This window comes from Desulfosporosinus sp. (genome assembly GCF_014237355.1).
Taxonomy (GTDB): domain Bacteria; phylum Bacillota; class Desulfitobacteriia; order Desulfitobacteriales; family Desulfitobacteriaceae; genus Desulfosporosinus.
Window position 1 is genome coordinate 20,230 of record NZ_JABZFS010000091.1, and the last position, 12,408, is coordinate 32,637.

A 12,408-nucleotide genomic window follows, 5' to 3' on the forward strand; every position below is an offset into this window, starting at 1 on the left:
CTCTCATGCCCCCTGCTCATCCATTTTTCCGGCATTTTTGATTAGTTCTTTTAGTCGGTGGACTTCATTCAGAAACACTTCTCTCCCGAGACTCGTCAGCAGGTATTCCTTTTTCTTTCTCGATTCTTTATCCTCACTGTATAACCTAATCCATCCTTTGGTCAGCATGGAGTTGATCGCCCCATATAAAGTCCCCGGTCCTAAGACGACCCTTCCCCCCGTCATATCGCTTATATCCTGAATAATCCCGTAGCCGTGGTTCGGTGTTTTCACTGCCAAGAGAATATAGAATAATGCTTCTGTTAACGGCGTGCTGTTAGTCAAATCCATCAACCTCCGATCTATCGACCAACGATACATTCAATATATCATCTGCTGATATATCCGTCAATGATAGATAGATCATTTATTTTCTATGTTCCTGTTCGAGTCTATTAAATAAAACTAGTGCCGGCTTCTAAACCGACACTTGGCATAACCTGAAACACAGATTATTTATCACTTACTGTCATACGAGCCGTAAGTATTTCAATGTATTCGTTCCCCCATATTGCCAATTCAGACAGCACTTTTTTAAACTTTATACCTATATCACTTAAAGAGTATTCGACCTTTGGTGGGACCTGCGGATAGATCTTTCTTTCAATCAAGCCATACTCCTCCAAAGCTCGCAACTGTTTCGTCAGCGTTGACTGTGTTAAATCGGGCAACTGCCGCTGCAATTCTCCAAAGCGCATGGTCTTTATACCGAGATGATAAAGAATCATTATTGACCATTTACCTGAGAGAACCTTCTGTACCGTTACATAAGGGCATTTCCCAAACAAATCATTCTCCGATACCATAATTTCCTCCCCATAGTATATATTTAGATACTATGTATTCTATATTATCGTACTTGTTATTTCAATACTTTTAATGTAAATTGATTGTATGAATTTGAAAGGGGATTACTTATGCAAGAAGTATATGATTTTTTGAAAAAGTGCCAGACTTATTATTTAGCAACCGTTGATGGAGATCAGCCACGAGTTCGTCCCTTTGGAACTGTCAATATTTTTGATGGTAAGTTTTATATTCAGACTGGTAGGGTAAAGGACGTTTCCAAGCAAATCATGGCAAACCCTAAAATTGAAATTTGCGCTTTTAATGGCCAAGAATGGATCCGCATTCAGGCTGTTGCTGTAGAGGATGACCGTGTTGTAGCCAAGCAGAGTATGCTTGAAAGCTATCCTTCACTTCAGTCCCGGTACTCCGCAACTGATGACAATACCCAGGTATTGTATTTAGAGGATGCAACTGCTACGATAGCTAGCTTTACTGGGGAACCAAAAATAATTAAGTTCTAGTTACAACGTTTAATTATCCATAGAACGTTTACAAGCCACCGTTTCACTGTGTGAACGGTGGCTTGGTCTGTCAATCTGGTTAAAGATTAAAAGTAAACCGATAATTATTCCAGGAATACCATTGAATAGCCTGTCATTTTGGGTTAAAATATAATTAATTCCTTAACATAACAAGTTCAAGTTGCTGTAGAGTATAAACGAGGAGTGAGCTGCATGAATTATGAAAAAATGTGGAATGAATTACTTATCAAAATTAAATTTGAGTGTGAAAAAGTTAACGGGATTAATGGAACGACGAAAGAAGATCACATCAAATTTAACGCATTATATAAGGTAGTAAAACTAATGGAAGATCTGGAAGGTAAGGTATAACCCTGTCAATTTATAAGTACCGGTGATTTTTCTCCGTTACCTATGATCATTATTTCCAGATCTAGCATGGACTCACCCTAAACTAAGGCAGTTACATGTAGGACAAGATGAGAGGCCGCCTCTCATCTTTTTAATTTTCCCAAATTCCACCACGCGGGGTCAAAGTTAATAGCCAGAGTGGTTATTCTTCTCCCTCCCCAACATAAGGTACCAGACTCTTCTTGATTTTCCTTATGCCTCCGCGCGGATCCTCAACATCTCCATCATAGCGTGGTATGACGTGTACATGCATGTGAAAAATGGTCTGTCCAGCAGCTGCACCAACATTGACCCCGATGTTGTATCCATTGGAATGAAAGCGTTGATCCAACAACTCTTTCACTCCTTCAATCAGCTTCCAAATGCTCGTAATCTCTTCCTGGGTGGCATCAAAAAGACTGACGACATGCCTCTTCGGGACAATTAGAACATGCCCTTCATTAACTGGAAACTTGTCATAAAAGGCCAGAGCTCGTTCATTTTCTAGGATGATGTCTGTCACTGGCAATGTACAAAAAAGACAATCGGCCATTCTATTTCCTCCTGCAGGACTAACCATTTGCGCACAATGAACTTCTTTCAATCCACTTGTTTGTAATCTATTTGCAGGTCAAACCTACTTCACTTAGCAATTCTTTCATTTTGTCCTCGTCAAGTTCATGTTCAACTAGAAACATGTCACGGTCATTACAAATCTTGGGGATGAAACACATTTCGTTAACTATAATCGCCTGAGCTACGATGGCTTCCTCATGAGTGTCACATTCAACATAATTAGTATATACCTTAATCATTTAGTAAACTCCTTCGTGCTATATTTGCTAGCTAAATACTCGCAGCCATTTTAAAGGGGCCACTCAGTTAATAAATCTGGTTGGCGCCCTTTTTCACCTATTCTTATTACCCTAATCTACTCCCTTTACTTACTGATTGATCTGGTTGAATCAAAACAACCCCTTGTTCTGCATAAACTCCTAAGATTAATACTTCAGACATGAAATCAGCGACTTGTCTGGGAGGAAAGTTAACGACGCCTAAAACCTGTTTCCCAATAAGATTGTCGATCTTGTAGCATTCCGTGATTTGAGCACTGGATCCCTTTATACCAATTTCTTCACCGAAATCAACCCACAATTTATAGGCTGGCTTTTTTGCCTTTTCAAATACCTCAGCCTTTACAATTTCACCAACTCTTATATCTAATTTCATGAAATCGTCAAACGTGGCCACTGCAAACCCTCCTGTTAAGTTTGTTAAGATATGACTAACTAATCCCGGGTAAATTAATCAATTAACAAGAAACCATAGCGATTTTGTGTATCCTCTTTGCTTGTTAGTACCTCACAGGGAAGCCCTAAACTTCTTGCAGTTTTATAAACATCTATCCCAAATAGTTGATCACAGGGCCTAATTTTCTCAGGAGTAGGGCACTGCTCTCCCCTATCGACGCTGCAAACTTTACATAGATTACAAGACCGTATCGCAAACGCAAAATAATAGCCATCTAGGAACGCAATTCTTTCAAGTTCAAGCAGTGCCGCGCTTAATTCATTAGCATTATGAGAATGAAGGATCATAATGCGCTTATACCTATTTATCATTTCAATTCGTTCTAAATATGTAGTATTTCTACTATGACATTTTATACTTTGTTTTAGATAATCTACACAACCCCATTTACATTTTAAGTTCGCTCTTATATCGAAATAAATATCTTCATGGGAAATAATCTTAGCATTAAGCATCTTTAATTCTTTGGCTAAGTCGATATATTTATCCATTCTAAAAACTCCTCCCTTTCATTTTTTAAGGATAATTTCCGGTAAGAATCAGGACGTTTCATTTCGCTTTCCAACGCTCTCCCCATTCAAAACCCCTGGGGTAGGATAGATGCCCTGTTTTTCTAGAAGCTTACGTAGTTTTTCCACCTCACGAACAATAACTGCCGTAGGGCTATATAAGCCCAGCACATACTGCCGGTATTTACGAGCCGAGGCGATAGATGCCGCTTGTTCTGGGGAGGAGCATTCCAAGAGGCTGAGCTGCAGGAAGGAGACTTGGCCAAAGGACTCAACCCACTGCTGAACCGTGAGTATCAGATTCTCAGGCAAAGGATACGTGCTTAGCTTTTTCAGAACTGGGAGCACGTCTTCTCCTGGCATACCTCGTTTCAGTGCGTTTAGGAGATAGGTCTTATCAAGACGGTATTTAAGCATCTGATCCTGCTGCTCGAGGACAGCGATTTGGCTTAGTTTCCAGCGGGCAGCCCAAGAGGCGGAATGCGGCAGCAAGATTTCGAAGTTCGGTTGGACATACGCTGTATCGGGCCCGCTCATGGGATAGATGGAGTCTGTAAGGTTCTTGATCTCAATATCGTCTTCAAGTTCGTGCCCTTGTAATAGTTTAGCTATGACCAACTCGCCCAGTGGAGTGACTCGCAGGAAAATATCCTGCTCATACTTGCCCCAATCCAGTAAGCCCAGAAAACGCAGTGGATCGAGAAGGCTGATGACGGTTTCTTTAGTTAAGAGATTACATACGGTATCTTCCGAAAACAGCTTACTGATCATAAGACTCCAGCTTGTCCACTTGGTACAGCGGCTTAAGACGGGCAGAACCACGAAAAAGCCTTTATTCTGAATCAATTCAAAGTGCTCCGAATAAATTACGCAAAGCAAGTCTTCCACTTTAATACTCTCGGGCAATTCTTGTCCCGCCGACGTCAACACCAAGCGATCCCCGCTTTGTCCGAGCAGACGAAAACGTCGAGCAAAGGAAAAGAGCCAGAAGAAATAACTCTCTGGGCAAAATTCCTTGTCAGATCCTGCCGGCTCTGTTAAGGCAGCCAAAATGCGCTTTAATGAGTGTTTATTGATCTCGTGAGTACGGGTGACAAGAACCTCACCCTGTTCTACCAAGACAAGAAACTTAAATAGGTTATCCAAGGTGTTTGGTAAATCTGCCCGAAAGGTTTTTTGCGGTTCCGGCTCATAATTATCAGATTGGACTTGAGTGTTGAGAAACCGCCAAAAGGATCTGGCAGCTTCTTCTTTAAAAGTAAATGTCTTGGAATAACGTCCCTCCGCCAAAAAGCCGCTTTTAAACCATTTGGTGAAAAGCCTTATAACTCCTTGATAGCTTAGCCCTGGCACAAATCGATCTAAAAAGCAAAAACTACGGTAATCATCGTGATCATAACTACAAAAATAATCGATACTCCTATCCTCCGGTTTGGTATAGGCCATGTAAGCAAAGAGAATCCGCTCCACCGGATCCATCTTGGCAAAATAGTCTGGCCAAGCTTTCGGTTTAAGCTTCTTTATAGGAGCGTCCTTTGTTCTGGAGGTCGATTTCGAACTTGTCTGAGGGGGAGTTGCCTTTGGTACGGATGGACTGTCCGAAAGCTCCTCTGCGTAAGTGGGTGGTTTAAACCCAGGCGGCAATTTTTCCCCAAACACGGGACGCCACTTTTGGGGTTTTGAATTCGTCATGGCTCAAGATCCTCCTCGATCAGGATTTTATACGCATACCCTTGTTCGGTTAGAAAAAGCTGACGATGCATAGCGAATTCCTGTTCTTTGGTATCTTTCGAAACCAAACTATAAAAATACGCTCTGCTGTCACCCTGCTTAGGTCGGAGTATGCGGCCGAGTCTTTGGGCTTCTTCCTGCCGGGAACCAAAGGTTCCGGAAACCTGAATCGCCACATTAGCATCCGGCAAATCTATGGCAAAATTGGCCACTTTTGATACGACTAAGCAGTGCAGTCGGCCGCTTCGGAACTCTTCATACAGTCGCTCACGTTCCCGCTGGGGGGTTTTACCTGTGATTAAAGGAGCATTTAACTCTCGAGCAAGCATTTCGAGTTGACGCACATACTGCCCGATCACCAACACCAGATCCTCTTTATGGCGCTCCATTAACTCGGATAGTTTGTCCGACTTACGGGGATTCTCTGCTGCTAACCGGAATTTCCCTTTTTCCTCGGCTAAAGCGTAGTCCATACGACGGTCTTTACTCATGGAGATTCGCCACTCTACACATTCGGCAGTGGCAATCCAGCCTTGGGTCTCTAAGACTTTCCAGGGAACATCCATTTTCTTGGGACCAATTAGACTAAAGACTTCATCTTCTTTGCCATCTTCCCGTACCAGAGTTGCTGTCAAACCCAAGCGGCGTTTTGCTTGTAGTTCTGCTGTGGCTCGAAAGACGGGCGCAGGCAAGAGGTGAACCTCATCATAGATGACCAGACCCCAGTTCTTTTCATTAAATAGATGAAAGTGATTAAAGTTGCCACCAGCCTGAGTGCGATGAGTGAGAATTTGATAAGTGGCTACGGTTACTGGACAGATCTCTTTTTTCTCTCCAGTATATTCCCCCATTTGTTCCGCTTCCAGGGTTGTCTTATCCTTTAACTCCCGCAGCCATTGTTTGACGGCACTATTGTTGGTCGTCAGAATCAGCGTTTCACACTGCAACTCCATCATCACGCCCATCCCGATGACGGTCTTGCCAGCGCCGCAGGGGAGTACGAGGACGCCGCTCCCTCCATGCACCGAACCTTGTTGATGAAAGGTTGCGACGGCTTCTTGCTGATAGGACCGCAGGGCAAAGGGTTCTCCTTTAGGATTTTCGCCCCGCCAGGCCATGGGTAAGGGATTGCCCTCGCTATAACCCGCTAAGTCTTCAACTGGGTAGGAGAGCTTCATCAGGAGCTGTTTTAATTGCCCCCGTGCTTCAGGGTTGATTTCTACTTGGGTTAGCGTTGGGGTTGAGAAATCGTTGCTCCTCGCTGGTTCTTCAAAGGCCAGTAAGAGTTTGACCTCTTTATGACGGATGATTTCTAAGAGAATCACAGGATCTTCGGCCGTAAGCAGAAGCTTGTCTCCGTCCCGAAGGAGCTTCACTAAGCCGTAGCGGCCCATGAGTTGCTGGATTTCCGTGCGTACGGAGTCCGGCAGAGGAAATTTGCTGTAGTGCTCCAGACCCTTCAACACTTCCGTAACGCTGATACCGCTTGAGGCAGCGTTCCATAACGATAACGGAGTAATCCGATAAGTATGGATATACTCCGGGCTTTTTTCCAGTTCAGCAAAGATGGCTAAGGTATCACGAGCCTCTTCGTAAAGAGGATTGTGGACTTCTAAGAGAACGGATCGATCACTTTGGACGATCACAGGATTTGTAGCAGATGGCATGGCATCAATGTCTCCCTCTTGGCGGATAATTTTTAATAATTATATCATAAAGTGTCGTAACAAAAAGTAATAAAGAAGCACCTGCCTTCCATCGGCAGATGCTATGTAAGATGCTAAAGCCCTTTTAATAATCCGTGCAAATCCGTAATTGGAATGACAGACTTTGGATTGAAAGAATGTTCTCCAATCATTTTCTCCATCCAAATCATATCGTACCAAGTTTCAAACTTGTATCCGCACTTTGTAAAATGTCCTACTTTCTTATACCCTAATTGATTATGAAAATATGTACTTGAATTGGTAAGGTAATCATTATCGATCGAGGTATATGCGATACACGCATTTAGATTAAGAATATTTTGCTTCCTTAATATTTCTTCCAAAGCTAAATACAATTTCGTACCAACACCTTTACCTCGGCAATCCTGCCTTAGATATACCGTAGTCTCAACTGCCCAATCGTATGCCGCCCGCTCTTTAAATGCTGACGCATAGGCATAACCAATAATACGATTGTTTTCTATTGCAACTATGTAAGGGTATTTTTTCATTATATGAGTAATTCTTTCTGCAAATTCTTTAACAGAAGGAACATGATATTCAAAAGAGATTGCGGTATCAGTAACATAAGGTGCATATATTTCCAAAATTTCTTCTGCATCTTCTTTAGTTGCCATACGCATTATAATGTCTGTCTCCAATGTTTGCCCTTCTTTCTTAAAATAAGTAACCTAAAAATAAGAAAAACGCTACGCGTCTTTTTACTATACATGTCTTTGCTACGAAAGCAACTCAAAGGCTATGTCATCCGGAAGGAGGTACGACTGAAGGATCTAGATCCTTCGCTAACGCTCAGGATGACATGAGTGAAAGAGGACATTAAAGTTATACTTTCTGCCCTGAAAAAAGGAACCCGAAAGCTCCAAAACAATCTGAAGAATCTCCAGACCCGCAAGCAGGGCAGCTTTGTCCACAGAAGCGAACCCATTGCATGGAGAGGCGGTAAAAGCCCACAAGCCGGTGCGGGGAAACGTAGCCAAGGGTTCACATCAGGTACTACCCAGAGGTTTGGCGAAGTCCCGTACCGGCGAGTGGGCGAGCCTTGGAATGCTGCGGTGAGCGGATGTGGGCGAAGCTACCCGACCCAAAGGACCTATTTTCATTCATCAGTGGTGCCACATAGCGGCATGGGAGTCTGATAAGATACCCAAAAGGCCAAACCTTGGCCTTTTGGGTAATTAACTATTCTCTGCAATATAGTAAATAAGCTTTTCGGTACTCTCCCAACCCAAGCATGCATCTGTAATGGATTTTCCGTAGATATTTTCATCGATGCCTTGTCTACCTTCAACTAGATAGCTTTCAATCATCAAACCTTTAATCATTTTTTTAAGTAACCCATCGTACTTTCTACTTAATAAAACTTCCCGAGCGATTCTCGGCTGTTCATAGAATCGTTTCATTGAATTGGAATGGTTGACATCGACGATGATGGCCCGATTTTGCAGGTCTAGTTTGTCATACTCGGCGGCAGTATGAATCAGATCTTCAAAATGATAATTAGGGATATTTCGCCCAGTAAAGTCGACTGCACCTCTTAAAATGGCATGAGCGTAGGAATTTCCTTGAGTATCAACTTCCCAGCCGTTATAGATAAAGGTATGACGACTCTGAGCAGCAATAATTGAGTTTAACATAACGGTTAGATCTCCGCTGGTCGGATTTTTCATACCAATTGGTAAGTCAATTCCACTAACCGTGAGACGATGCTGCTGATTTTCCACCGACCGTGCCCCTATAGCGATATAGCCTAAAACATCTGAAAGATAACTATAGTTTTCCGGATATAGCATTTCATCTGCTGCCGGCATACTAAATTCGGATAATGCTCTGATATGCAGTCTGCGAATGGCTTTAATACCCTCGCATAAATCAGGCTTTTTACCGGGGTCAGGTTGGTGAACCATACCCTTATAACCCTCGCCAGTAGTACGAGGCTTATTGGTATAAATTCTCGGAATGATCAATAGTCGGTCTTTCACCTTTTCCTGGACTTCAGCCAATTTCCCGATATATTCACAGACCGAATCCTCATTATCTGCCGAGCAAGGGCCAATGATGAGGATAAACCGATCATCTTTATTGGCAAAAACATTCCTCATTTCGTCAACGCGTTTGTTTCGAAGGCTACTTATATGTTTCGGTAACGGTAACTGCTCAATGATTTCTTCTGCCGTCGGTATTCGTTTAATAAATTTCATGCTCATGCCAGTGCTCCTCGCCACATTTAATACTTAAAGTATAAATTAAATCTAGAAAAACGCAACTATGGAAGGACTCAACAGCAATTCATTTTAAGCTGCTGATTATTCTTAATCTTACCCCCATGCACTTCTTAGTAAATATTTACCTTAGTAGTTTTTTTTAGAATGGTAAAGATATAACCAAATTTTAAAAAGGGAGTCAGAAAATAATGCGGAAAATAAAAGACAAGTTAATCCTCGGTCTAGTGGTAGGTTTATTAGCAGACATTCCCAAAAATCTATTATGCCTGACTTTATTTAACGCTGATATAACTACCCGAAAGTGTAGCGACCTTGCTGCAAGCGTTTTTATCCCTACCTACAAAGTTTTTAGTAAAAAGGGAACAATATTTGGGTTGTTATGTGATTTCGTTGTAGGAAGTCTAAACGGAATAGCAGCCGTTTATTTGATTACTTCGACGGGAAAGGTTAATAAAAAGAATGCGTTAATTAAAGGCTTACTAAGTGGTATAGTTAGTTTTGGTCTCTTTAGGGGATTGTTTATAAAAGTTGGGACAAGTAAATTTCCTAAAGCATATCCAAGCGATATTCTTACTAACGTTACCATGAGTATATCTAGTTCTATTTGGGGTGTTACCGCAGGATTACTTACCCTGTTACTAGGTCACAAGGACTTATTTGAGCCTAAACCTCATATTCCAAGTAATTCATTGGACAAAACTCCATCTTCATCCACACTAAGTTAGGATTTACTCACGAGGAGGCTTGTCGGCAGTAGGCATTTTCTTTTCTTGAAATCGTGGGATCTTGAAACAACATAAACCCCTTATCTCCTTCAAGAGAAGTATAAGGGGTTAAACCTTTTAGAATTTCTAGAGCTATTCAATATGATAAGACAGCTTTCTTGCTAATCTTCCTAAAGAACTCATAAAACCAAAACTAGCAATTTTAGAAATGACTTTGCCAAATTTACGATAGATTAAACTAAATAAAAGATAAGGTACTTTCTGCTTGGGATGGTCTGGTATTCTCTTGAAAATATTTTTGAAGGAGTAAAATTCTTTGTAAATCCATAAATACCCCTTTAGCAACTCTTCTTGGGTCATCTGTTTAGGAGTAAAGACAACGTTTGAAGTATTATAATGACTTAAATCAAAATCAATAATCCTTCCCTCCGCAAAGAACCTTTCATATAAAACTGTACCGGGGTAGGGTGTGAGAATGTGAGCTGTCATCGTTTCCACTTTGTTTTTTACTAACCAGTCTAGAGTGTTTTGAAACACTTGGGGAGAATCATGATCAAAGCCAAAGACAAGGCTCGCATTTACCATGATACCCCGTTTGTGCAGCTCATTGATCAAGCGCTCATAATCTTCCCTTTTATTTTGGAACTTTTGAACACTTTGAATGGACTGTTCATTAATTGACTCGAATCCTATAAATAGGCTTTGGCAACCACTCTCTTGCATTAGATCTAATAAATCCAGATGACTGAGTAGGTTAGCCGATACTGCGGCATTCCATTTTAGACCAAGGGGTTTAATTTCCTTAAGAAATGCTTTGGTCCAGGGGATATTACCAATTAGGTTATCATCAATGAACATAACATGTTTAGTTTTTAGTCGTTTTATTTCTTCAATTACATTGGCTATTGGCCGATTGCGATATTGATGGTGTACATAATCACAACTATTGTAACAGAATTCACATTTGAAGGGGCACCCACGGCTGGTAACGACGATATTGGTATAGAGGTATTTCCCGGATGGGGTTAGGCTCCAGCGTGGAATGGGTATTTTACTAGGTTCAACTAGTTTCGTGGAATAATAGGTTGGTTTTAGTTGACCACTACTTACGTCAGAAAGAATATCAAGCCAAACGTTTTCTGCCTCTCCAATACAAACAGAATCTGCAAACTGTAAGGCTTCTTCAGGATTTGCACTGACATGAATCCCACCAAGGATAACCGGGACCTTTTTCTTGCGATAATACTCGGCAATTTGATACCCTCGATTTGAGGTATCAACATTCACTGTAATCCCAACTAAATCAGGGGAATCCTCTAAGTAAAGTGGATTTACATTTTCATCTTCAATGATCATTGAATGTTCCTTCGGAGTAAGAGCGGCTAATACTAAAAGGGACAAGGAAGGGGACATTAAGCGTTTAAACTCTGAATCCATAGGCCTAAGACTCATTTCTGGCTGGATTAATTTTACTTTCATTCCTGTTCCCTTTCTCTTTTAGACTGTCACACATCTCGATCTTTTAGCCTTGAGTGTCTTTGTCACGTTTGTATTCCAAAATATCTCCAGGCTGACATTCTAAGGCCTTACAAATCCCCTCTAAGGTTGATAATCGAATCGCTTTTGCCTTGCCATTTTTCAATATAGAAAGGTTAGCCATGGTTATTCCAACCTTCTCCGAAAGTTCTGTTACGCTCATTTTCCTTTTAGCCAGCATCACATCAATATTAATTATAATTGCCATTGTTTTCACCTCAAACCGTTAAATCATTTTCGGATTTTATCTCTATGGCATTTTTTAATAGCTTTTGAAGAACAGCAGCAAAGACTGCAACCACAATGCAACCAAAAATAATGACCATTCCAATTAAAATAATCCCTGGGGCATCGTCTACCTCTGCCATGAGATATATAAGCGGCATAAATACCACATACAGGGCACTGATGGTGATGGCACAGTTTTTGATATTCTTTAAAGCCGTTACAGATAATTCCGAAAACGCCTGGTTCTTGTCAATATAGCTTAAAAGTTTTAGAGTCTGGTATAATGCAACGAAGAATACTAACGCTGTTACATACAACCCAATTAAAAAGGGGTATTGCAAATAAGCTAACTGTGGATTCAATTCTGCAAAAAACTTAGCTATCTCAGGTAACAAAAAGATACACAAAGCAAGGACAGGAAGCCCCATAAGAACTACAACGACCTTTAGAAAGAGTGTTTCTGGTTTCATAAAAAGCACCTCACTTGTTTTATTGATTTAATTTTAACAGATGTTTTATCGTTTTGCAATAAACTATTATTGGTAATCGCTATATTATTGTTGAAATGTTGTAAAATATCCACCCTTTGAAATAATGATTTCAAAGGGTGGATATTTTCATGGATGCCTTGCCTGTTTTCATAGAAAACTATAGCTCTCAATTCTTAATCAATAACC

General features: G+C 41.1%; 16 protein-coding genes. 3 read left to right on the forward strand and 13 right to left on the reverse strand.

Translation table 11 applies throughout. The annotated features are described in order from the left end of the window. Nucleotides 1-3: 3 nt before the first annotated feature. A complete protein-coding gene (locus tag HGJ98_RS22030) occupies nt 4-324 on the reverse strand; it encodes a PadR family transcriptional regulator (protein WP_291354057.1) in 321 nt (106 codons plus the stop codon). A 167-nt stretch (nt 325-491) separates the two neighbouring features. Then, a complete protein-coding gene (locus HGJ98_RS22035; RefSeq protein ID WP_291354059.1) occupies nt 492-845 on the reverse strand; it encodes a helix-turn-helix domain-containing protein in 354 nt (117 codons plus the stop codon). A gap of 111 nt (nt 846-956) precedes the next feature. Here HGJ98_RS22035 and HGJ98_RS22040 point away from each other — a divergent pair, with 111 nt between their 5' ends. Both HGJ98_RS22040 and HGJ98_RS22045 read left to right on the forward strand, forming a co-directional pair. Then, entirely contained in the window at nt 957-1,349 is a 393-nt protein-coding gene (locus HGJ98_RS22040; RefSeq protein WP_291354061.1) for a pyridoxamine 5'-phosphate oxidase family protein, read from the forward strand. Between the two features lie 213 nt (nt 1,350-1,562). Beyond that, the gene (locus HGJ98_RS22045) at nt 1,563-1,721 is read left to right on the forward strand and encodes a hypothetical protein (protein WP_291354063.1); all 159 of its coding nucleotides are present in this window, start codon (nt 1,563-1,565) and stop codon (nt 1,719-1,721) included. Nucleotides 1,722-1,902: 181 nt separating this feature from the next. Here the strand turns inward: HGJ98_RS22045 and HGJ98_RS22050 are convergent, their stop codons facing one another. From HGJ98_RS22050 to HGJ98_RS22085, 8 genes are all read right to left on the reverse strand, one after another. Next, nucleotides 1,903-2,292 (reverse strand): HIT family protein, encoded by a 390-nt coding sequence (locus tag HGJ98_RS22050; protein ID WP_291354065.1) that lies wholly within the window; start codon nt 2,290-2,292, stop codon nt 1,903-1,905. Nucleotides 2,293-2,359: 67 nt separating this feature from the next. Continuing rightward, the gene (locus HGJ98_RS22055; RefSeq protein ID WP_291354067.1) at nt 2,360-2,554 is read right to left on the reverse strand and encodes a hypothetical protein; all 195 of its coding nucleotides are present in this window, start codon (nt 2,552-2,554) and stop codon (nt 2,360-2,362) included. Nucleotides 2,555-2,660: 106 nt separating this feature from the next. Next, nucleotides 2,661-2,990, reverse strand: a complete 330-nt coding sequence (locus tag HGJ98_RS22060) for a tRNA-binding protein (RefSeq protein ID WP_291354069.1) — start codon at nt 2,988-2,990, stop codon at nt 2,661-2,663. A gap of 53 nt (nt 2,991-3,043) precedes the next feature. Next, nucleotides 3,044-3,541 carry a DUF2284 domain-containing protein gene (locus tag HGJ98_RS22065; protein WP_291354071.1) on the reverse strand — a complete coding sequence of 166 codons (498 nt, stop codon included), beginning with the start codon at nt 3,539-3,541 and terminating at the stop codon, nt 3,044-3,046. Between the two features lie 48 nt (nt 3,542-3,589). Next, nucleotides 3,590-5,251 carry a helicase-associated domain-containing protein gene (locus HGJ98_RS22070; protein ID WP_291354073.1) on the reverse strand — a complete coding sequence of 554 codons (1,662 nt, stop codon included), beginning with the start codon at nt 5,249-5,251 and terminating at the stop codon, nt 3,590-3,592. After that, nucleotides 5,248-6,957, reverse strand: a complete 1,710-nt coding sequence (locus HGJ98_RS22075) for a DNA repair helicase XPB (RefSeq protein ID WP_291354075.1) — start codon at nt 6,955-6,957, stop codon at nt 5,248-5,250. Before HGJ98_RS22075 ends, HGJ98_RS22070 begins: the two co-directional genes overlap by 4 nt. Nucleotides 6,958-7,070: 113 nt before the next feature. Continuing rightward, nucleotides 7,071-7,658 (reverse strand): GNAT family N-acetyltransferase, encoded by a 588-nt coding sequence (locus tag HGJ98_RS22080; protein ID WP_291354077.1) that lies wholly within the window; start codon nt 7,656-7,658, stop codon nt 7,071-7,073. Nucleotides 7,659-8,195: 537 nt separating this feature from the next. Further along, the gene (locus HGJ98_RS22085) at nt 8,196-9,224 is read right to left on the reverse strand and encodes a 3-deoxy-7-phosphoheptulonate synthase (protein WP_291354079.1); all 1,029 of its coding nucleotides are present in this window, start codon (nt 9,222-9,224) and stop codon (nt 8,196-8,198) included. A gap of 206 nt (nt 9,225-9,430) precedes the next feature. Between HGJ98_RS22085 and HGJ98_RS22090 the strand changes: the two genes are divergently transcribed. Beyond that, nucleotides 9,431-9,967, forward strand: a complete 537-nt coding sequence (locus tag HGJ98_RS22090; RefSeq protein ID WP_291354081.1) for a hypothetical protein — start codon at nt 9,431-9,433, stop codon at nt 9,965-9,967. Between the two features lie 132 nt (nt 9,968-10,099). Here the strand turns inward: HGJ98_RS22090 and HGJ98_RS22095 are convergent, their stop codons facing one another. The 3 genes from HGJ98_RS22095 to HGJ98_RS22105 are packed head-to-tail and all read right to left on the reverse strand — an operon-like array spanning nt 10,100 to nt 12,201. Then, nucleotides 10,100-11,446 carry a radical SAM protein gene (locus HGJ98_RS22095; RefSeq protein WP_291354083.1) on the reverse strand — a complete coding sequence of 449 codons (1,347 nt, stop codon included), beginning with the start codon at nt 11,444-11,446 and terminating at the stop codon, nt 10,100-10,102. A gap of 43 nt (nt 11,447-11,489) precedes the next feature. Next, nucleotides 11,490-11,711: a helix-turn-helix transcriptional regulator gene (locus HGJ98_RS22100; RefSeq protein WP_291354085.1), complete on the reverse strand. Its 222-nt coding sequence runs from the start codon at nt 11,709-11,711 to the stop codon at nt 11,490-11,492. A gap of 10 nt (nt 11,712-11,721) precedes the next feature. Next, a complete protein-coding gene (locus HGJ98_RS22105; RefSeq protein WP_291354087.1) occupies nt 11,722-12,201 on the reverse strand; it encodes a DUF2975 domain-containing protein in 480 nt (159 codons plus the stop codon). Nucleotides 12,202-12,408 lie beyond the last annotated feature (207 nt).